Here is an 18,261-nt window from a genome sequence, read left to right on the forward strand (position 1 = left end):
CGTCGTCGAAATCACTCTAGGCGATGGCTACGACATTGTTCACCCACCGTTCCAGCTCAGACGCTCCATCACTTAAAGTCAGGTTTCGACGAACGCTCTGGCACTTTGCAGTGCCCGGTAGCCGCCGCTATTCCGATGCCTCGTGTTGCTCCATTTGGCAACCTGTCCATGTGGGGCCCCGCCACGGACCTCAAGCCGTTCATCACCGGCCGGATCGCGCTCGAGGACCTGATGGAGCAGGGGTACGACACCCTGATCAAGCACAAGGACACGGCGGTGAAGGCGCTGGTGCACCCTTAGGTGCTGGCGGGCGTCAGGGCAGGGGCTGCCGTTCGCCCACGCTGAGGGAGGCCGACGGCGGCTGGTACTCCCGCCGTCGTCGTTCCATCCGTTGTTGCTGGCCCGGCGACGGGATTCTGGCACGCTTGGCGCGGTTGCACCTGGCGCAGGCCGCAACAAAGTTCTGCAGGCTGGTGGAACCGCCCTTGGACCACGGATAGAAGTGGTCGCCGTGCTCGGCCGGTCGGCCACAGCGGCGCCCGAAGCCGGCTTCCAGTTCGCACACACCGCCGGCCCGGACCATCCCTTCACGTCGCTGCTGGCGCGTGAAACGGCGCACCGGATCCCGGCGCCGGACGTCCCGGCGGGTGATGACGGCAGCGGCAATACCCAGGACGACGGCGGCCACGCCCGGGAGCGCAACCGCGGCGACGACGTTCTCCACCATGCCGCGCAGAACCCCTGCGGCGGCGGACGGCCCAACTCCGACAGCCGGTGCTGTCTTCGACATGAGCCCTGACATCACCGCGACAGCGAGCCAAACCATCACCGCCGAGTACGCCAGGCGAAGCCCCTGCCGGGTCCAGTAGATGCGGCCGAGTTCCGGCATTGATTACCCCCAATTTTCAGTTCGCCGGAGGCGCGTGGCCCCGGATGACTAGGGAATCCTATAGGCCGGACGCCGGGCGGTGTCCCAGGTTTAGCTCAGTTTTTGCCGAGGTCCGCGTCCACTCTTGGCGGGAGGAGACGAACGTGGCTCCCGGCCCCGGCCTCCAGTGCGTCTCGCCCGGGAAGGTCAGCACCCCGGTGGAGGACCCGTGACCAGGGGCTTGCGGGGTTTTGCTCGGCCGCGTACAAAAGGACGTCCCGTGGCGATTAGACGCAGGTCACTAACAGGTGCAAGGGTGGACGCGTGGATGCCGACATCAACTTCTATTTCGACCCGGTCTGCCCTTTCGCCTGGATGACAAGCAAGTGGGTGCGGCAGGTGCAGGCGCAGCGCGAGTACACCGTGGACTGGCGGTTTATTTCGTTGCGCCTTATCAACGCCCACGTTGACTATGACGCGCAGTTCCCGCCTGAGTACGAGGCCGGACACACGGCCGGGCTCCGGCTCCTGCGGGTGGCGGCCCGGGCACGTGCTGAGCATGGCCGCGAGTCGATCGCCCGGTTGTACGAGGCGTTCGGGACCCACATCTTCGAAGCTGCCCCGGACACGGCCGGCCAGCGCAGCGAGGCCGAAGTGCGTGAGGAACGGGGGACGCGTGAATTCGTGGAGCCGGTCCTGGTCCAGGCCGGCCTGCCCCGGGAGCTTGCGGCGGCTCTCGACGACGACTCCTGGGACTGCGGGATCCGGCAGGAGACGGATGAGGCGCTGGGGCTGACGGGCAAGGACGTGGGCACGCCCATCATCCACTTCGAACCGCCTGCCGGTGTGACCTTCTTCGGGCCGGTGATCAGCCGGCTGCCGGACGACCAGTCGGCAGCCGAGCTGTGGGACCACGTGGTGGGGCTGGCACGGTTCCCTGGTTTCGCGGAGCTCAAGCGAAGCCTGCGGGAGCAGCCGCAGCTTCCTGCCTTCGGGGTCAGCTCCGGTACGGTCGGTCAGCAGGAGGACTGGCACGGCGGCAGCCGGCGGCAGAAGAAGTGACTGTCTGTAAGGATGGACCCATGAACCAGAACAGCATCCGCCACCACCAGGAGTCGGTCACGGTCAAGGCATCGGCAGAGGCGCTGTACGACCTGGTCTCCGACATCACCCGCACCGGTGAGTGGAGCCCGGTTTGCACGCGGTGCTGGTGGGACGACGAGGACAGTGCCGGCCAGCCCGGTGCCTGGTTCACCGGCCGTAACGAGCTCCCGCACCGGTCCTGGGAGACCCGCTCGCAGGTGGTGGCTGCCGAGCGCGGCCGCGAGTTCGCCTGGGTGGTGGGCGGCAGGTTTGTCCGCTGGGGCTTCGCCCTCACCCCGGCAGGCGACGGAACCGTCCTGAGCGAGTCCTGGGAATTCCTGCCGGAGGGGATAGCCATGTTCGGGGAGAAGTACGGTGCTGACGCTGACGCCCAGATCGCCGACCGCACCCGGCAGGCGCTGGACGGCATTCCGAAAACGCTCGCAGCAATCAAGCGGATTGCCGAGTCCGTCGCTGCAAACGAGGAAGTCAGGTCCTAGGACTGGAACTGCTGCACCACCGAAAGGGACGTAGCCGCGTGCAACAATGGCGCCATGACCCACGAGCAGCACAGGTCCGCCGCGCCGGAAGCGGGCAGCACCGACCTCCCCGCCTTCGAAGCCGCCTACCAGGCCGCCCAAAAAGGCCTGGCCGAAGGCGGCATCCCCATCGGGGCGGCGCTCGCCCGGGACGGCGTGGTGATCGCGAGCGGGCACAACGAACGCGTCCAACAGGACGACCCGATCGCGCACGGGGAAATGTCCGCGCTCCGCGCCGCCGGCCGGCAGCGGAGCTACCGGGACACCACGCTCTACACCACCCTGGCCCCGTGTGCCATGTGCGCCGGGACCATCATCCAGTTCAAGATCCCCCGCGTGGTGGTGGGGGAGGCACGCACGTTCGACGGCGAATTGGAACTCTTGCGGTCACGCGGGGTGGAGGTGGTGGTCCTGGATGATCAGCGCTGCGTGGACATGATGCGCACCTTCCAGACCGAGAACCCCGGCCTGTGGGCCGAGGACATCGCCGAGTAGCCCCGGGCCGGCGCCGTCGTCCGTTGCCAGCGTACGGGGCAGCGCCCGCCAGACGTGGAACGGCCGCAGGCCGGGCTTGGATGAGTTCGCCAGGACGGAGACCTCCCGGCCGGCCAGGAAGCCCGCCCCGGTACCCTCGGAACCGGCGAGTTCCTGGAGGATGTTGACGAAAAGCTGCCGGCCATCCAAGATCAAATGATTCACGGAACCCCGATATGCGTGTGTTCCGGACAGGGCGCAGGGGGATGCGGGTGGACTGGTGGTGGCTCTCGTCGGCGGCAAATACGGTGGTGGCCGTCTCCTACCTGGCGATTTCGGTGGCCATCATTGTGCCCTTGGCCCGGTCCGGGCAGGTGCGCCGGAACCGGCTGGGAACTGCAACGGCGGCGATCTTCTTTACCTGCTCCGTGGGGCACGGCCTGCACGCTGTCCATCCGCTGCTGCCTTTCCTGGGGCTGGACGTCCCCGAGGGCCACGCCTCCAGGGAGGGCATCTCCTGGCATGACGCGTTGTGGGAGGTGACGACGGCGGGAGTGGGCCTCTACTACTGGACGCTGCGCCGGGCGTACGCATCCATGCTGGCGGGACCGGTGATTTTCGAGGACCTGATCGAGCGGCAGCGCCTGGCGGAACTAGAAGCCGAAGCGGAGCTGAATGCTGTGCGCCGGCAGGGCGCCGCCGAGCTTGAACTCAGTGAGAAACGCTTCCGGCTTGCCTTTGAGCACGCCCCGATCGGCATCGCGCTGCTCAGCCTGGACCCCGGAGATGCAGGCAAGGTGCTGCGGGCCAACTCCGCCTTTTACGCCCTCCTGGGACGCACGCCCACGGAAGTGGAGTCCGGCAGTGTCCTGGATTTCATGGTGCCGGAGGACCGGTCCGCGGCCCAGCGCCGGCTGGTACAGATGGTGGCCGGGGAAGTCACCGAGTACACCGATTCCCGGCGTTTCTTCCAGGCGGGCGGGGACATCGTCTGGACCTCGATGACAAGCGCGGTGGTGGCCGATGACCATGGCGTGCCCCTGTACTTGGTTGCCCAGTTCGAGGACATCACGGGCCGCCGCGAAACTGAACAGCTGCTCACCCGGCAGGCCATGCACGACGGCCTGACGGGCCTGCCCAACCGGGTGCTGCTGATGGACAGGATCAGCCATGGCCTGGCCCGGACACAGCGCAGCAGCGGGCAGGTGGCCGTGTTCTTCGTGGACGTGGACGGGTTCAAGGCCGTCAACGACACCCTGGGACATGCTGCCGGCGACCTCCTCCTGATCGAAGTAGGCCGGCGGCTGCGCTTACTGGGGCGTGAGGACGATACCGTGGCTCGCCTGGCAGGAGACGAATTCGTGGTGCTCTGCGAAGGCCTCCCGGACCGCGCCGCGGCAGAAGCCGTGGCCCGACGCCTGCTGGACGGGCTGGAAAGCCCGTACGAAATCGGCCGGGACGTCTTCCGGACCAGCGCCAGCATCGGCATCGCGCTGGCCGGCCGGGACAGCACCGCGGCCGACCTGCTGCAAAACGCCGACATCGCCATGTACCGGGCCAAGGAAGCGGGCCGGGGGCGGTACGTGGTCTACGACAGGAACCTGCGCGCCATCCGTGACAGCCGGCTGCGCACCGAGAAGGAACTGCGGCAGGGAATTGAAAACGGCCAACTGCGCGTCCTCTTCCAGCCCGTCATTGGCCTGGCTGACGGGGGCCTTGCCTCCGTGGAGGCGCTCGTGCGCTGGGACCATCCGGGCCGGGGCCTGCTGGCGCCGGCCGAGTTCCTGGACGTGGCGGAAACGACCGGATTAATCATTCCGCTGGGCCGCTGGATGATCCCCGAAGCCTGCCGCCAGGTGGCGGCATGGCAGCGCAAAGATCCCGGACGCGCTCCGCAGCACATATCTGTCAACGTCAGCGCCGTTGAACTCAGCAGCCCCGGCATGGTGAACGCCGTGGCGCGTGCCCTTCGCGACGCCGGGCTTCCGCCCAGCGCCCTGTGCGTTGAGATCACCGAGTCCGCCCTGCTGGACAGCAACAGCACCAACATCTCTACCGTCCGGAAGCTGCGGGCCATGGGCATCCGGATCGCGCTGGATGACTTCGGCACGGGCTATTCCTCGCTCACCAACCTGAAGCGGTTCCCGGTGGATGTGGTCAAGATCGACAGGTCCTTCGTGGCCGGCCTTGGCATCGACGCCGAGGACACCGCCATCGTCGGCGCCGTCGTCGGGCTGGCCCACGCACTCGGGCTGGCCACCACGGCCGAAGGCGTCGAAACTGACGCCCAGCGCGATCACCTGCGGCGCCTCGGATGCACCCACGCCCAGGGGTATTTCTACTCCCGGCCGGCAACCATCTCCGAGCTCACCGGACTCACGGCCCGGCTAACGGACATGCAGCCCGCAGAACCGCTGTCCTAGCCGCGACCGCCCTGCTGATTGCCCTCTACATCGTGGGCATTCCGTGCGGACAAATTTCGGTGCCCGCCAGCCCAGGCGTACCTTGTCCGAATGCGGGGTCGTCCTCGCTTCCTGCCCAGACGGCGCCGCCGCCAGGGCAGGGCATCACCACGAACGCCAAGCCATCATGATGGGCCCGCAGGTGGCGTCCGTCATCCTCGACCACTTCCCAGCCCGCCTCCGGCAACGCCGCACGGTAGTGCTGCAACACATCGACGTTTTCTGGGAGCACCAACCAGCGTGTACACCCGCCGACACCACTCATGCCGCTACCGCTGTATAGGCCGATGTGCGCGATGGAATCGAACGCCCGCTGGGACTCGCGGTCTGCACTGGCCATGGGCTCATCCGTACCCTCGGTCACGCACTGCGGAGAGGAGTGGTACTTCCCGATCTTCTGCCCCAAGGCCAGGGGCGTGACAGCGAGCATCACGAGCAGCACAACTACCGGGATGGCCGCGGCCGTCAGCCTCATCCATAGCCGTGACGAGGGCACCAGGACGGCCACGGCAACCAGCGCGACCAGACCGAGCGCCATGCCGGAAGGACCGGCCGTCAACCCCCAGGTGAGCCCCTCGAAGGCGGTAGCGGTGACGTCGCCGTACACCGCCATGAAGCCCTGATGGACCGGCACAGCCAACAGGGCCAGTCCTGCCTCGACGGCGAGCAGTACCGCAATAGAGACAGCTCGGCCGGTCATGGGCATGGCTCATTGTAGGTTCCGCCTGAGCAGCCGTACATGGGCCCATTGCCGGCGGGCAACTGACAGCAGCGGGCACCCTCCGGGACACCACGCTCTGCACCACCCTCGCCCCGTGCGGCGGGGTTGATGGGGCTCAGGGGCGGACGGGCGTGGCCGCCTCTGTTCCCACCACAGTTGTCCACGGGCGGGCGGTCCACGATGTCACGACGCCGGCGGTCACGTACGGATCGGCACCTGCAAATGCCCTTGCGGCCTCGAGGGCGTTCTCGCCTGTGAAGATCAGCAACCCAGTGAAGGGTCCTTCCCCAACGGCTCCACCCAGCAGAAGGTCACCCCGTTCCGCTGCTTCCCACGCCGCCTTGAGGTGGTCTGCGCGGTATTTTTCGCGGGTCTGGAGGTAGTTGTCCTCGTAGGCGTATTCGAGCACGGCGTGCATGGGTGTCCGTCCATTTCATTCAGGGATTTCACTCGTTGTAGAAGGTAGCGTACCCGCCGTGACCTAGCCCGAAACGGCGGCCACCTCAACAGCAACCCCCGCGTCCCGGAATTTCTGCACCTGCCCGGGGTCGGCGCCGTCGTCCGTCACCAGGGTCCAGGGAAGTGCCAGCCGCACCCAGGCGTGGAACGGCCGCAGGCCGAGCTTGGAGGAATCGGCCAGGACGTAGACTTCCCGGCCGCGTCTCGCCATGAGCTCCTTGAGTCGGGTCTGGGCGTGGTCGGCTTCGCAGATGCCGTCCTCGGCGGTGACGGCGTCGGCGCCCAGGAACACCCGGTCGAAGCTCATCCGCTCCAGCGCCGCCTCGGCCAGGGGCCCGACGAAACTCTGCGAAACGGTGCGCAACCGGCCGCCCAGGCAGTCCACCTCGATGCCCTCCGAGTCGGCCAGTTCCTGCAGGGTGTTGATGCCCGGCGTGGTGACGGAGAGCTTGTCGAACCCGCGCAGTTCGTGCGCAAGTGCACCCACGGTGGAGCCGGCGTCGAGCAGGATGTTCTCTCCGGGCCGGATCACGGCCGCCGCCCACCGGGCAATGGCGTGCTTCTGCTCGAACGCCTCGCCGGTGCGCTGCCGCAGCGAGGCCTCGGGGTGCGCGCCCAGGGCCATGGCGCCCCCGTAGGTGCGGGCCAGCCGGCCCTGCCCGTTCAGCAGCGCCAGGTCGCGGCGGATGGTGGAGGCGGTCACCTCAAACCGGGCGGAGAGTTCCTCCACGGAGGCCAGCCCGGTGGTCACGGCGAGGTGGTAGATCTCCTCGCGCCGCGCGTTTGCGCTCAGCATTCCCGGTCTCCTTCCCGTGGCAGTCGTAACCATGCTAGGTCCGGCCGCCTGAAACTCCCCGCAGCACCGGAACCACTCGACAACGGCCGGTCAGCAATTCTACGCTGACCGGCCGTTTGTCTCTTACGGGTGCTTAGGGGGCTTCCTCGCGTGCCGGCGCGAGGTCCACTGCCTGCCGCAGTGCTTCAAGCAGGGACTCATGGTCCGCGATGTTCTTGCCCGCGATGTCGAAGGCCGTGCCGTGGTCCACGGACGTGCGCACCACGGGCAGGCCCACGGTGATGTTCACGCCGTTCTCCAGGCCAAGGACCTTCACCGGGCCGTGGCCCTGGTCGTGGTACTGGGCCACCACCAGGTCGAAGTCGCCGCGGCCGGCGAGGAAGAACAGGGTGTCGGCCGGGAGCGGGCCGAAGGCGTCGATTCCTTCCGCCTGCGCCTTCTCGATGCCCGGCTGGATCTTCTCCGCCTCTTCGCCGTAGCCGAACAGGCCGTTCTCGCCCGCGTGCGGGTTGATGGCGCACACCGCGATCCGCGGGTTTTCGATCCCCGAGGCCTGCAGCAGTTCGTAGCCGCGCTTGATGGTCCGGTAGACCAGGTCGCCGTTGATTTTGGCAATCGCATCGATCAGGCCGATGTGGGTGGTGACGTGGATGACGCGCATCTTGGGGGCGGTCAGCATCATGGAGACTTCCTCGGTGCCGGTCAGTTCGGCGAGGAGTTCGGTGTGGCCGGGGTACTTGTGGCCGGCGGCGTGGAGGGCTGCCTTGTTCAGCGGCCCGGTGCAGATGGCATCCACCTGGCGGTCCATTGCCAGGGCAACGGCCTTCTCGATGAAGAGGAACGAACCGTGGCCGGCCGCGGCGGAGAGCTCACCCCACGCGAGGTCCTCCGGAATGCAGTCGATGTCCAGAACGTCGATGGTGCCTTCGGCGAACAATGCCTCCGACGGTTCGGCGACCTTGCGCAGGGTCAGCGGGCTGGAGACGATGTCCGCGGCGAGCTGCATCCGGCGGAGGTCGCCGATCACCAGCATGCGCGCCTTTGACCGCAGTTCGCTGTCCGCCAGCGCCTTGACGATGATTTCCGGGCCAATGCCGGCCGCATCGCCCATGGTGATGGCAACAATCGGGCGTCCCATTATTTGATACTCATTTCAGTTGTAGTGCCAGTGAGAAATTGGATGGTCCGGGCCAGCGTACCGGCGTCCCCGAACGCGCCGGCCTTGGTGACCAGCAGGGGGAGGGGCTCGGGCAGCAGGCTCATCACGACGCCGGGCTCGATCTCACCGAGGACGGTGAAGCTGCCCGCGCCGAGGGCCTTTAGAACTGCCGTGGCCGTTTCGCCGCCCGTCATGACGAGGGCGTCGCAGTGCCCGATGCCCGCCGCCGTGGCGCGGGCCAGGGCCTCCGCCACCACAAGCGCCTGTGACTTGTCCACCGTCCCCATCGGGTCCGGCGTCAGCACCACGTCATTCCGCGTCATTGCCTCTGCGACGAGGCGGGCCACCGCTGGCCCCTCCAGCGCGTGGTGGTCCAGCGTGATGTGCTCGGCGCCGGCGGCCACCAGTGCCTCGGTTTGCTGCCGCGCAAGGCTGGAGTAGCTGCCGATCACCGTCAGGGTCCTGCTGACGCGTCGCACTTGCGCATTTCGCGCAGATCCTTCTTCGCGCGAAGCGATGTGCGCCGCCAGCCCGCCGGAGCCCACCAGGAGCGCGGGGAAGTCCAGCAGGTCCGCGGCGGCCGCGATGGCTTGCAGGTCCTCATCCGAGGAGGCGTCCAGTACGACGGCGTCAATCCCGCGTTCCTGCACGTCTCGCAGGTGCGCCGCCAGTTCCTCCGGCGTGCGTCCGGAAGGTCCGGCCACCACCTCGACGGTGAGGCCGCCCGCGGCAAGTGCGCCGCCGACGTCGCCGCCGAAGCGGCCTTCGGTGTTCTGCCTGCCGCCCACGTGGACAATGCCGCCCAGTGTGGTCCTTCCCGTGGCGGGAAAGGCCGGAGCCACGATGGCCAGGCCCTTGCCGCCGCGGGCGAGCCGTGCCAGTGCTGCCGCGACCTCCGCGCCCACATTGCCGCGAAGCAGCGAGTCGATCTTCTTGAAGACCCGCCGGTCCTGCTCCAGGGCACGCCCGACGGCGGAAGTGACGGCCGCGGCCGCCTCCTCCGCCGCCAGGTAGCGGCTCTCTGTGTTGATCGAAAGGATCTCCGCCTCCGGCCAGGTGCTGCCGACGTCGAGCATTACGGAGCTGGTGTGCGTGGGGCCGTAGGCCGCGGCAGCATCTGCCGCCCCCGTCAGGTCGTCGGCGATGATTGCCCAGCGCGTGGTGGTGTTGGTGCTCATACTGCGTGTGCAACCTCAGGAGCTGCCGCGCCTTCCTTGGCCTTGAGGCGCTTGGCGTACCAGGCAACCATGATGGGGCAGCCGATGGCGGTCACGACGACGGAAGCGGCAACCAGGACGGTGGCGGGTCCGGCGGCGGGAAGGTACGCAGGGTTGGCCGCAGCCACCAGCATGGGGACAGTTGCGGCGTTGCCTGCGGTGGTGGCAGCGGCGAGACCGGCCAGGCCGGTGCCTCCGCTCAGCTTGTCCGCGAAGAAGAGCACAGCGCCGCCGACGATCAGCACAAACAGGCCAAGCGCGATGCCCAGCAGGCCGGCGCTAAGTACCTTTTCGAGGTTCAGGCCGAAGCCCAGGGCCAGGGCGAAGAACGGAATAAGGACGGGGGCAGCGGAGGACAGGAACTTCCGCATGGCCGGGTCAAGCGTGCCCAGCAGGACGCCAAGGAGCAGGGGGATGATGGCGCCCACCAGGGCCTGCCACGGGAAGGCCGACAGGCCTGCCACGCCCAGCGTCAGCATGGTCAGGAAGGGACCGGATTCGAGCGTCATGACGGAGTAGGCGGCAACGTCCTTCGGCTTGCCGTACTGACCCATGAGCGCCATGTACAGGCCGCCGTTGGTGTCATTGAGGGCTGCCAGGATGGCGAGGACGGACAAGCCTGCAAGCAGCCCGCCCTCAATGGGTAGTTCGCTCATGAACCTGCCGGCAATGATGCCGATGATGACCGCGAACAGGACCTTGGCGCCAAAAAGGACGCCGCCCTTTTTCAGGATGTAAGGGGTGGCCTTGATGTCGATGCTTGCACCCATGCAGACATAGAACACGGCCAGGATGGTGGTGCCGCCGGTGAAGAGGGCCCCCGTGAACGAACCGAAAAACTTGGCGGAGTCCGGCGCGAAGGTGGCCAGGAGGGCGCCGATGAGAAGGGGGACCAGCATCATGCCGCCAGGAACTTTTTCCATGGTGGCCTTGATCGGGACATGCATGTTGCAACCTCATTGTTGTCGGGGGAGAGGGGGATCGAGAACCGCCCGGCTTCGACCATGATAAGGATCATAGAGTCTGATGCGCGTTTAGCGCAACCCTGCATGCGCGAAGTGCGCAAGAAGATCCCGCAGGGCTCCAGGAAGCATTGTCCGGTGACGGCGGTGACCCTCGCCGGCCTCATCGCTGCCGTCACCGCACGGCTCGTCCTCCGGCGCAGAGGCCGAGCCGGAGGATCCGCCGGGAAACCGGCTGGCTGAAGACGGGACCCCTAGCCGCGGGAGTCCAAGGCGTCGAACTGCTCCTGCCAGAGGGACAGCTCGCGGGCCTTGTAGAGCCTGTGCGACGGGCTCCATTTTGGCCAGACTCCGGATTCAGGCTGTGCTTGCGCCCGCGGCCGGTCCTGGACGCGGGCGACTACGGGCGGGAAGGGCGCGCGCTGCACGCTCCGTCCGCTGCCGACGGCGGGCCTGGCCAGCGCTTTTGGCCGGGCTCCAGGCCCGGCGGGCAGGGGTTTCAGGTCCATCGCCCAGAGAATCAGCTTGCAGCCCGTCCAGATGATGCCGCACAGGACCATCGCGGCGAACAGGACGGCAATCCACAACAGGATCCCGATCGCGGAGAAAATTACCACCATGGTCCATTTTACGGACGTAGCCGCCGTTAACGGGAGGGCTGAATCCCGCGAAGAGGGGCCGTAGCCTCCGTGAGCTGGAGCGTGAACACCCACAGCAGCACGTCCTCGCCCGGCACGTACCAGTCCCGCTCGGGCGCCCGCCGGAAGCCCAGCGATTCGTAGAGGGCGTGCGCCCGTTCCATGAAGGTGGCGCTGGTGATGCCGCCCGCCGAAGTGCGACGCTCACCGCGCGCCGCCGGCCGCGGCAGTCCTCTCCACGTAGTAGCCCAGCCGTGCCAAATCCGGCTGCGACGAGGGATCGCCCACGGCGTCCCCGCCCACCGCGTTCGCCACGGCCAGCGCCCGCGAATAGTCCAACCCCTGGCGCAGCGCCAGGACCAGGGCGGCGCAGAACGCGTCCCCCGCACCCACGGTGTTCGCCACCGTGACCGCAACGGAAGGAGCCTCGGCCACCTTCCGGCCGTGCTCGAACATCGCCGAGCCGTCCGCGCCGTACGTCACGGCCACCAGCTTCGCCGAGGCGAGGGCCGGGATCAGGGCGTATTCGCTCTCGTTGACGATCACCAGGTCGCAGCGCTCCAGCAGTTCCGCCGGCGTGTCCATGGCCGGAGCGGCGTTCAGGACGAAGTACCCGGGAGTCTTCCGGGCGGCCTCCAGCACCACCGGCAGGCCCACTTCCAGCTGGCACAGCACCGTTTCCTCCGGGCCGAACTCCACCCCGTCCAGCGACAGCTGCGAGTTTGCGCCCGGGCACACCACGATCTGGTTCTCGCCCTCGCGGTCCACCACGATCAGCGCCGTCCCGGTGGCCCCCGGAAGGACGGCCACGCCGGCGGTGTCGACGCCGGCACCCGCCAGGGCGTCCAGCATCCGCTGCCCCTGGGCGTCACTGCCCACGGCGCCGACCATGCGCGCGCTGCCGCCCAGCCGCGCCGCTGCCGCGGCCTGGTTGGCGCCCTTGCCGCCGGGCTGCTCGGAGAGCACGGCGCCGCCGATGGTCTCGCCCGCGGTGGGAAGCCGTTCGGCGGTGGCGATCAGGTCCAGGTTGATGCTGCCGACCACGGTGACGGCAGGTCGTGTTGTGTTCATGGGAAAACTCTCTCAGGGGGAGGGCCGGAAGCGGCCGGGGTTTGAAAAAAGTGTAGCGCATGGTTGTACTTGTGAGTCATACATGGTTGTATAACAACTCGAATCGCCATGAAAGACGAATCCCTTCTGCTCGAACAAAGGAGTTTGATGTGAACACCCCAACCCCCGCCGCAGCCGCGCCTCCCGCCCAGGGCGGCGCCGCCGTCGTACCTCCCGCGGACCCGCCGAAAGCCGCCGGCCGCCGCGCCGCTCTGCTGATCTCCACCCTGCTGCTGGGCGTGCTGTCCTTCCAGCTCAACGCCAGCATGGTCACCCCGGCGCTGCCGCAGATCGCCGCCGAATTCGGCCAGGGCGCGGACAGCGCCGCCCCCGTCCAGTCCATGTTCTTCCTGGCCGGCGCCATCGCCGGGCCGGTCATCGGCCGCTGGAGCGACTTCATCGGCCGCCGCGCCGCCCTGCTCCTGGTCCTGGGCATCATGGGCGCCGGCACCATCCTCTGCATCACCGCCCCTACGCTGGAACTGCTGGTCACGGGCCGGTTCCTGCAGGGCGTCTCCAGCGCCGTCTTCGCCCTCGCCTACATCGTGCTCAGCGAAAACCTGCACGCGAAAGTCTTCGGCACCTCCGTGGGCATCATCGCCGCCATCAACGGGGGAGTGGGCGGCGTGGACGGCTACGTGGGCGGGCTCATGGCCGAGACCCTCGGCTTCCGGTCCATCTTCGTCGTCGTGCTCGTCCTGACCGCCATCGCAGCCGCCTGCATCATCAGAATCGTCCCGGCCGGACGTCCCCAGGGCGTGCGCGGCGCCATGGACTGGTGGGGCGCAGGATCCCTCTCGCTGTTCCTGGTGTTCACCACCTACTTCGTCTCCGGCGGATCCGCCGCCGGCTGGACCGCGCCGTCCACGCTGGCCCTGCTGGCCGGCACCGTGGCGACCTTCGCCGCGTTCTGGATGATCGAGAAGCGCCGCAGCCACCCGCTGATCGCCGTCCACCACCTGCGCTCCCGCCAGGTGTGGCCGGTCATCGCCACCACCGTCCTCACCCTCGCCGGCATCTTCGCCATCATCAACTTCACCGTGGTGCTGCTCAGCCAGGATCCCGACGGCGGCTTCGGGCTCAGTGCCTCCATCTCGGCGTTGCTGTTCCTCACCCCCGCCGCGCTGATCGGCGTGTTCGCCGCGCCCCTGGCCGGATGGCTGGCCGACCGCCGCGGCTGGATCAGGACCCTCCGGTTTGGCACGGGGCTGAGCCTCGCCTGCGCCGTCACTGCCGCCGCGTTTTCGGACAGCCAGGTGGCTGTGCTGGTCGCCGTCGCGGCCCTGGGCATCTTCTACAACGGCTTCTTCCTCACCGCCATCAACGGGCTCTCGGTGCTGCTCTCACCCAAGGAGGCCCCGGCCGCGCTGCCCGGCATCAACGGCGCCTCGTTCGGCATCGGGGCGAGCCTCGGCGTCGTCCTCGTGGCGCCGTTCGCCGCCCAGGCCACGGCCGCCGGCTACGCCACCGCCCTCTGGATTTCCGTGGGCATCACCGCCGCCGCGTTCATCACCAGCCTCTTCGTCTCCGCCCCCAAGGGCGAGACGGTCTGACCCCTTACCCCTTTCGAAGGAATCTCTTGTGACTGCCCCCATTTACCTGGACTGCGATACCGGCATCGACGACGCCCTCGCCCTGGCCTACCTCCTCGCCTCCCCCACGGCCGAGGTGGTGGGGATCGGGACCGTCAGCGGCAACGTCAGTGCCGCCGCGGGCGCCCGCAACACCCTGGACCTGCTGGCGCTCGCCGGTGCCGCTGATGTGCCTGTGGCTCTTGGCGCACACGACCCGCTTGTTGGCTCGTTTGCCGGCGGGGCGCCGTGGGTGCACGGGGAGAACGGGATCGGGGAGGTTTCCCTGGCGCCTTCCGCCGCTCCGCTTGCGGCGGAGTCCGCGGCGGAGATGCTGGTGCGGCTGGCGCGTTCCCATCCGGGTGCGCTGCGCGTGCTGGCGATCGGCCCGCTGACCAACATCGCCGAGGCTTTGCGGCTGGAGCCTGCGCTGCCGTCCCTGGTGGAGTCGGTGACGGTGATGGGCGGGGCCGCGCTGGCGCCGGGGAACATCACGCCCGTGGCGGAGGCTAACATCTGGCACGACCCCGAGGCCGCCGCCATAGTGCTGGCCGCGGAGTGGGATGTCACCCTGGTGCCGCTGGACGTGACCATGGCCTCGGTGCTGGAGGAGCCGCACCGGCAGGCGCTGCTGGCGTCTTCCGCGCCGGTGCCGCGGGCGCTGGGGGAGATGCTGGGCTACTACTTCCGGTTCTACGAGGGCATCTACGGCCGGCCCTGCTCCGCGATGCACGATCCGCTGGCGGCGGCGCTCGCTGTTGGTGCTGTTAAGCCTGCCCTGGCACCCGTGGTGCGTGCCGCCGTCGACACCTCCGACGGGCCCTCCCGCGGCCAGACCGTCTGCGACCTGCGCGGGCTGTACGCGGGGTACCCGGAGGTGAAGGGCGCGCGGTGCCGGGTGGTCCTGTCGCTGGAGGAGGACTTCGCTGCGCACCTGGTGGAGACGCTGCTTGGCTTCCCCTTCGGCGCAGGTTCGGAAAGCACTACGGCGGCACTCACCTCCGCCGGGTAGGTGGCCTGGGCTGTCCGAAGACTTTTTTGGCCGGTATCTATCCAGCCAGCGAAGGTTGCCGCAAGATAGGCACATGAAAAGAACTGTTGTCGCGGGTTTCGCGGCGCTCATCATGGGGTTTGGCGCTCTCACCTTCGCGGTCCCGGGCAACGCAGCCGGCCAGCCGACGCACGTCCCGGGGCAGATCCTCGTTAAATTCAGGGACAACGGTGCGGCGGCTGGCGTGCTGCGCCAGCACGGCCTCAGCGACGGTCCCGGGGTTGGCAGCACCGGGGCCCGCCTCATCAAGGTACCGGCCGGTAAGGAACTGCAGCTCATCGCAGCCCTCAGCCGGAACCGGGCCGTCGAGTATGCCGAGGCCGACCAGGTGGCCACCGTCGCTACTGATAACTCCAGCGTCGACTACGTCCCCCGCCAGTACGCTTTGCAGAACACGGGCCAGGGCTTTTGGAATACGCGTGAAACCACATACGTAGCCCCGGGGAAACCCGACGCCGATGTGGACGCGGTCGAAGCGTGGGGCGGGGGCGAAACGATCGGTGCCGGCATCAGGGTGGCTGTGCTCGATACGGGCGTGGCCGGTGACAATCCGGACATCGCAGTCAAGGTTGATGCCCGCAAAAACTTCAGTACCGCGGCAACCGGTGAAGACAAGTACGGCCACGGCACCCACGTGGCGGGCATTATCGCTGCCACCAAGGACGCGGTTGGTGTCACGGGGGTGTGCCCGGGCTGCAGGATCCTGGACGGCAAGGTCCTGAACGACAGCGGCTCCGGTTCCACCTCAAGCATTGCCAACGGCATCGCCTGGGCCGTCACCCTAAAAGCCCAAGTCATCAACATGAGCCTGGGCCAGCGCGTTTCATCACGGACCCTCGAAGCTGCGGTCAATGACGCCTGGACGGCGGGTGCTGTGATCGTCGCGGCGGCCGGCAACGGAGGTACCCAGTCCAAGATCTACCCGGGTGCCTATCCAAACGTGATCGCCGTCGCGGCGACGGACAACAAGGACGCCAAGGCGTCGTTCTCCACCTACGGCAAGTGGGTGGACGTCGCTGCGCCCGGTGTCAGTGTTTACTCGACCTTCCCCAACGGGGATTTCCAACTCGCTGCCCAGAACGGCCGCGCCCATGGCTACGACATAGCCAGCGGCACGTCGATGGCCTCACCCGTCGTGGCCGGTGTGGCCGGGCTGGTGCGGGGCAAGTATGCCAGCGCCGACAATGCATCAGTCCGGACCATCATCGAATCGACTGCTGATCCGATCGCGGGCACGGGTACCTACTGGTTCCATGGCCGCGTGAACGCCTACAAGGCCGTCGGCGGCACAGCGCCCGGAGTTTAAAGGGTCGGCCGGCGAGGCCCGGTACAGGAGTGACCAATATGGCAGTCCATCATCGGGTCTTCGCGCGGCTCTACCCGGTGGTGGGTAAGGCGATGGAGCGCGGCGGCATGGACCAGCGCCGCCAGGAGTTGCTCACCGGCCTCTCCGGCGAGGTGGTCGAGGTAGGTGCCGGCGACGGGCTTAACTTTCCGCACTACCCGCCCGCCGTCACCCGTGTCCTGGCCGTGGAGCCGGAACCGCACCTGCGGCGCCTCGCCCGCGAAGCGGCCAGCCACGCTCCGGTACCGGTCGAGGTTGTTGATGGTCTCGCGGAGAGGCTTCCCTGCACTGACGGCAGCGCCGACGCGGTGGTTGTGTCGCTCGTATTGTGCTCGGTGGCCGACCAGACGGCGGCGCTGCGGGAAATCCGCCGTGTGCTCAAACCGGGCGGTCGGTTGCGTTTCCTCGAACACGTCCGGGCGGACACGCCCGGTCTCGTCCGGCTTCAACTAGTGCTCGATGCCACCCTCTGGCCCCGTGTTGCGGGGGGATGCCACACGGGCCGCGACACCGCTGCGGCCATTGCACGCGCCGGGTTTACCGTCAAGAGCCTGGACCGGTACCTGTTTCCGGGCGCCCGCACGCCGGTCTCCTTCCACATCCTCGGCACCGCCATCCGTGGCGGCTAAGGCTGATGCGGCACATTGCTGCTATGGGCGCCAGCGCTGGCGGAGCTGTTACGCACAACAAGAGTGGGTGCGATTGGCGTACGGTCCACGTCCCGCCCTTCCATTGCACCAAGAAGCACTTCCATGCTCATGAGCGCCAAGGCGGTGAAGTCTTGGCGCACGGTGGTCAGGGGTGGCAGGAAGTAATCCGAGCCTTCAATATCGTCGAAGCCTACGATGCTGACATCATCCGGGACGCGGACGCCGTTTTCGGCGAAGGCGCGTATGACCCCCAGGGCGGTGTGGTCGCTGGCGGCGAAGATGGCCTGGGGGATTTTTTCTTCCCGGACGAGCCGGAGGCCGGTCTCGTATGCCCACCGGGGGCTCCAGTCACCCTCGAGGCACAACCCTGGTTCTAGTCCTGCGTCACGGAGCGCGGCCTCCCAGCCACGCTTGCGCACGCGTCCGTCGAACCAGTCCATGGAGCCGGCGAGGTGGGCGATATCCGTGTGGCCCAGGTCGATAAGGTGCTGGGTGGCCAGCCGCGCCCCGAGTTCCTGGTTTTCCGAATACGTAAAGACGTTCGGAGTGGATGATGCTCCGGCCGCGATCATCTCCACCGGAACGCGGAATGACGCATTCCAGACGGCCGCGGCCATCTGCACCAGGGGAGCGATGACAATGATTCCCCCCACACCGGTATCGTCCAGGGTGTCCAGGGCTGCCTGCACGGACTCTTCGTCGGGTTGTTCGACGCTGATGACGGTTGTGGCGTAGCCCTTCTTGCGGGCGACGTTCTCGAGGGCCATCAGTGTCCCCACCGGGCCAAACCGCGGCGAGCCGTCAGAGAGGATGCCGATGGAGGTCGACCGGCTGGTGACCAGCGCGGTGGCTGCCCGGTTCCGGCGGTACCCGATGTCCTTGATGACCTGCAAAACACGCTGGCGCGTAGCCGCGCTTACGTCCGGCGCGTCATTGAGTACCCGCGAGACCGTTCCGAAGGAGACGCCGGCGGCTTGGGCCACGTCCATGATGGTGGGCTTCCGGCGCAGCGGGGCATCCGCTAGCTTCTCCTTCGCCTCACGGGAAACCGACATCCCTGCCACGTTCTCTCCTGTCTTGCACCTCCCGGACCGAACCAATGGGTTCCGTGCGTTTTCAATCCTACGTCGGCCGCACGTCCCGGCGGCCTGAAGGC

19 protein-coding genes and 1 pseudogene are annotated in these 18,261 nt (G+C 67.7%); 9 read left to right on the forward strand and 11 right to left on the reverse strand.

Features of this window, described 5'->3' with window-relative positions:
* Nucleotides 1-186 precede the first annotated feature (186 nt).
* Nucleotides 187-300 (forward strand): annotated as a pseudogene (locus C3B78_RS05000) (2,3-butanediol dehydrogenase); the annotation flags it as partial.
* A 13-nt stretch (nucleotides 301-313) separates the two neighbouring features.
* Here C3B78_RS05000 and C3B78_RS05005 read toward each other — a convergent pair.
* Nucleotides 314-889 carry an HNH endonuclease gene (locus tag C3B78_RS05005; RefSeq protein WP_104997087.1) on the reverse strand — a complete coding sequence of 192 codons (576 nt, stop codon included), beginning with the start codon at nucleotides 887-889 and terminating at the stop codon, nucleotides 314-316.
* A 303-nt stretch (nucleotides 890-1,192) separates the two neighbouring features.
* On the opposite strand from C3B78_RS05005, the gene C3B78_RS05010 reads away from it, so the two are divergent.
* The 4 genes from C3B78_RS05010 to C3B78_RS05030 all read left to right on the forward strand — a co-directional run bounded on the left by C3B78_RS05010 (nucleotide 1,193) and on the right by C3B78_RS05030 (nucleotide 5,387).
* Nucleotides 1,193-1,930, forward strand: coding sequence for a mycothiol-dependent nitroreductase Rv2466c family protein (locus tag C3B78_RS05010; RefSeq protein WP_104997088.1), 738 nt, complete (start codon nucleotides 1,193-1,195; stop codon nucleotides 1,928-1,930).
* A 20-nt stretch (nucleotides 1,931-1,950) separates the two neighbouring features.
* Nucleotides 1,951-2,451: an SRPBCC family protein gene (locus tag C3B78_RS05015; RefSeq protein WP_104997089.1), complete on the forward strand. Its 501-nt coding sequence runs from the start codon at nucleotides 1,951-1,953 to the stop codon at nucleotides 2,449-2,451.
* Between the two features lie 54 nt (nucleotides 2,452-2,505).
* Nucleotides 2,506-2,985 carry a nucleoside deaminase gene (locus tag C3B78_RS05020; RefSeq protein ID WP_104997090.1) on the forward strand — a complete coding sequence of 160 codons (480 nt, stop codon included), beginning with the start codon at nucleotides 2,506-2,508 and terminating at the stop codon, nucleotides 2,983-2,985.
* Nucleotides 2,986-3,200: 215 nt separating this feature from the next.
* On the forward strand, nucleotides 3,201-5,387 hold the full coding sequence (locus C3B78_RS05030) for a putative bifunctional diguanylate cyclase/phosphodiesterase (RefSeq protein ID WP_104997091.1): 2,187 nt from the start codon (nucleotides 3,201-3,203) through the stop codon (nucleotides 5,385-5,387).
* Nucleotides 5,388-5,412: 25 nt separating this feature from the next.
* Here C3B78_RS05030 and C3B78_RS05035 read toward each other — a convergent pair whose 3' ends face one another.
* The 9 genes from C3B78_RS05035 to C3B78_RS05075 all read right to left on the reverse strand — a co-directional run bounded on the left by C3B78_RS05035 (nucleotide 5,413) and on the right by C3B78_RS05075 (nucleotide 12,449).
* On the reverse strand, nucleotides 5,413-6,126 hold the full coding sequence (locus C3B78_RS05035) for a hypothetical protein (protein ID WP_158677193.1): 714 nt from the start codon (nucleotides 6,124-6,126) through the stop codon (nucleotides 5,413-5,415).
* A gap of 136 nt (nucleotides 6,127-6,262) precedes the next feature.
* Nucleotides 6,263-6,565: a YciI-like protein gene (locus tag C3B78_RS05040; protein ID WP_104997093.1), complete on the reverse strand. Its 303-nt coding sequence runs from the start codon at nucleotides 6,563-6,565 to the stop codon at nucleotides 6,263-6,265.
* Nucleotides 6,566-6,628: 63 nt separating this feature from the next.
* Nucleotides 6,629-7,402 (reverse strand): DeoR/GlpR family DNA-binding transcription regulator, encoded by a 774-nt coding sequence (locus C3B78_RS05045; RefSeq protein WP_104997094.1) that lies wholly within the window; start codon nucleotides 7,400-7,402, stop codon nucleotides 6,629-6,631.
* 133 nt (nucleotides 7,403-7,535) lie between these two features.
* Nucleotides 7,536-8,540 (reverse strand): 4-hydroxythreonine-4-phosphate dehydrogenase PdxA, encoded by a 1,005-nt coding sequence (gene pdxA, locus C3B78_RS05050; protein ID WP_104997095.1) that lies wholly within the window; start codon nucleotides 8,538-8,540, stop codon nucleotides 7,536-7,538.
* Nucleotides 8,540-9,739, reverse strand: coding sequence for a four-carbon acid sugar kinase family protein (locus C3B78_RS05055; RefSeq protein ID WP_104997096.1), 1,200 nt, complete (start codon nucleotides 9,737-9,739; stop codon nucleotides 8,540-8,542). The genes pdxA and C3B78_RS05055 overlap by 1 nt, the downstream gene beginning before the upstream one ends.
* The gene (locus tag C3B78_RS05060; RefSeq protein ID WP_104997097.1) at nucleotides 9,736-10,725 is read right to left on the reverse strand and encodes a 2-keto-3-deoxygluconate permease; all 990 of its coding nucleotides are present in this window, start codon (nucleotides 10,723-10,725) and stop codon (nucleotides 9,736-9,738) included. Before C3B78_RS05060 ends, C3B78_RS05055 begins: the two co-directional genes overlap by 4 nt.
* A gap of 269 nt (nucleotides 10,726-10,994) precedes the next feature.
* Nucleotides 10,995-11,360, reverse strand: a complete 366-nt coding sequence (locus C3B78_RS05070) for a hypothetical protein (protein ID WP_104997099.1) — start codon at nucleotides 11,358-11,360, stop codon at nucleotides 10,995-10,997.
* 26 nt (nucleotides 11,361-11,386) lie between these two features.
* Nucleotides 11,387-11,542 carry a hypothetical protein gene (locus C3B78_RS19830; protein WP_199775434.1) on the reverse strand — a complete coding sequence of 52 codons (156 nt, stop codon included), beginning with the start codon at nucleotides 11,540-11,542 and terminating at the stop codon, nucleotides 11,387-11,389.
* 40 nt (nucleotides 11,543-11,582) lie between these two features.
* Nucleotides 11,583-12,449 carry a ribokinase gene (locus C3B78_RS05075; protein WP_104997100.1) on the reverse strand — a complete coding sequence of 289 codons (867 nt, stop codon included), beginning with the start codon at nucleotides 12,447-12,449 and terminating at the stop codon, nucleotides 11,583-11,585.
* Between the two features lie 149 nt (nucleotides 12,450-12,598).
* Here C3B78_RS05075 and C3B78_RS05080 point away from each other — a divergent pair, with 149 nt between their 5' ends.
* The 4 genes from C3B78_RS05080 (at nucleotide 12,599) to C3B78_RS05095 (ending at nucleotide 17,084) form a co-directional block, all read left to right on the forward strand.
* Nucleotides 12,599-14,041: an MFS transporter gene (locus C3B78_RS05080; protein WP_104997101.1), complete on the forward strand. Its 1,443-nt coding sequence runs from the start codon at nucleotides 12,599-12,601 to the stop codon at nucleotides 14,039-14,041.
* 28 nt (nucleotides 14,042-14,069) lie between these two features.
* Nucleotides 14,070-15,071, forward strand: a complete 1,002-nt coding sequence (locus C3B78_RS05085; protein WP_104997102.1) for a nucleoside hydrolase — start codon at nucleotides 14,070-14,072, stop codon at nucleotides 15,069-15,071.
* A gap of 73 nt (nucleotides 15,072-15,144) precedes the next feature.
* On the forward strand, nucleotides 15,145-16,416 hold the full coding sequence (locus tag C3B78_RS05090) for a S8 family serine peptidase (RefSeq protein ID WP_104997103.1): 1,272 nt from the start codon (nucleotides 15,145-15,147) through the stop codon (nucleotides 16,414-16,416).
* 38 nt (nucleotides 16,417-16,454) lie between these two features.
* Nucleotides 16,455-17,084: a class I SAM-dependent methyltransferase gene (locus C3B78_RS05095; RefSeq protein ID WP_104997104.1), complete on the forward strand. Its 630-nt coding sequence runs from the start codon at nucleotides 16,455-16,457 to the stop codon at nucleotides 17,082-17,084.
* On the opposite strand, the gene C3B78_RS05100 is transcribed toward C3B78_RS05095, so the two are convergent.
* Nucleotides 17,081-18,160, reverse strand: coding sequence for a LacI family DNA-binding transcriptional regulator (locus tag C3B78_RS05100; RefSeq protein ID WP_104997105.1), 1,080 nt, complete (start codon nucleotides 18,158-18,160; stop codon nucleotides 17,081-17,083). The two genes, C3B78_RS05095 and C3B78_RS05100, sit on opposite strands and share 4 nt — an antisense overlap.
* Between the last annotated feature and the right edge of the window lie 101 nt (nucleotides 18,161-18,261).

This window comes from Arthrobacter sp. PGP41, from assembly GCF_002953935.1.
Classification (GTDB): Bacteria; Actinomycetota; Actinomycetes; order Actinomycetales; family Micrococcaceae; genus Arthrobacter.

Bases quoted from the DNA above. Each gene is read 5' to 3' on its own strand.
- C3B78_RS05090 (WP_104997103.1), top strand. From the start codon at position 15,145: ATGAAAAGAACTGTTGTCGCGGGTTTCGCGGCGCTCATCATGGGGTTT.
- C3B78_RS05055 (WP_104997096.1), bottom strand. From the start codon at position 9,739: ATGAGCACCAACACCACCACGCGCTGGGCAATCATCGCCGACGACCTG.
- C3B78_RS05030 (WP_104997091.1), top strand. From the start codon at position 3,201: ATGCGTGTGTTCCGGACAGGGCGCAGGGGGATGCGGGTGGACTGGTGG.
- pdxA (WP_104997095.1), bottom strand. From the start codon at position 8,540: ATGGGACGCCCGATTGTTGCCATCACCATGGGCGATGCGGCCGGCATT.
- C3B78_RS05035 (WP_158677193.1), bottom strand. From the start codon at position 6,126: ATGACCGGCCGAGCTGTCTCTATTGCGGTACTGCTCGCCGTCGAGGCA.
- C3B78_RS05040 (WP_104997093.1), bottom strand. From the start codon at position 6,565: ATGCACGCCGTGCTCGAATACGCCTACGAGGACAACTACCTCCAGACC.
- C3B78_RS05060 (WP_104997097.1), bottom strand. From the start codon at position 10,725: ATGCATGTCCCGATCAAGGCCACCATGGAAAAAGTTCCTGGCGGCATG.
- C3B78_RS05045 (WP_104997094.1), bottom strand. From the start codon at position 7,402: ATGCTGAGCGCAAACGCGCGGCGCGAGGAGATCTACCACCTCGCCGTG.
- C3B78_RS05075 (WP_104997100.1), bottom strand. From the start codon at position 12,449: ATGAACACAACACGACCTGCCGTCACCGTGGTCGGCAGCATCAACCTG.
- C3B78_RS05005 (WP_104997087.1), bottom strand. From the start codon at position 889: ATGCCGGAACTCGGCCGCATCTACTGGACCCGGCAGGGGCTTCGCCTG.
- C3B78_RS05015 (WP_104997089.1), top strand. From the start codon at position 1,951: ATGAACCAGAACAGCATCCGCCACCACCAGGAGTCGGTCACGGTCAAG.
- C3B78_RS05070 (WP_104997099.1), bottom strand. From the start codon at position 11,360: ATGGTGGTAATTTTCTCCGCGATCGGGATCCTGTTGTGGATTGCCGTC.
- C3B78_RS05095 (WP_104997104.1), top strand. From the start codon at position 16,455: ATGGCAGTCCATCATCGGGTCTTCGCGCGGCTCTACCCGGTGGTGGGT.
- C3B78_RS05100 (WP_104997105.1), bottom strand. From the start codon at position 18,160: ATGTCGGTTTCCCGTGAGGCGAAGGAGAAGCTAGCGGATGCCCCGCTG.
- C3B78_RS19830 (WP_199775434.1), bottom strand. From the start codon at position 11,542: ATGGAACGGGCGCACGCCCTCTACGAATCGCTGGGCTTCCGGCGGGCG.
- C3B78_RS05020 (WP_104997090.1), top strand. From the start codon at position 2,506: ATGACCCACGAGCAGCACAGGTCCGCCGCGCCGGAAGCGGGCAGCACC.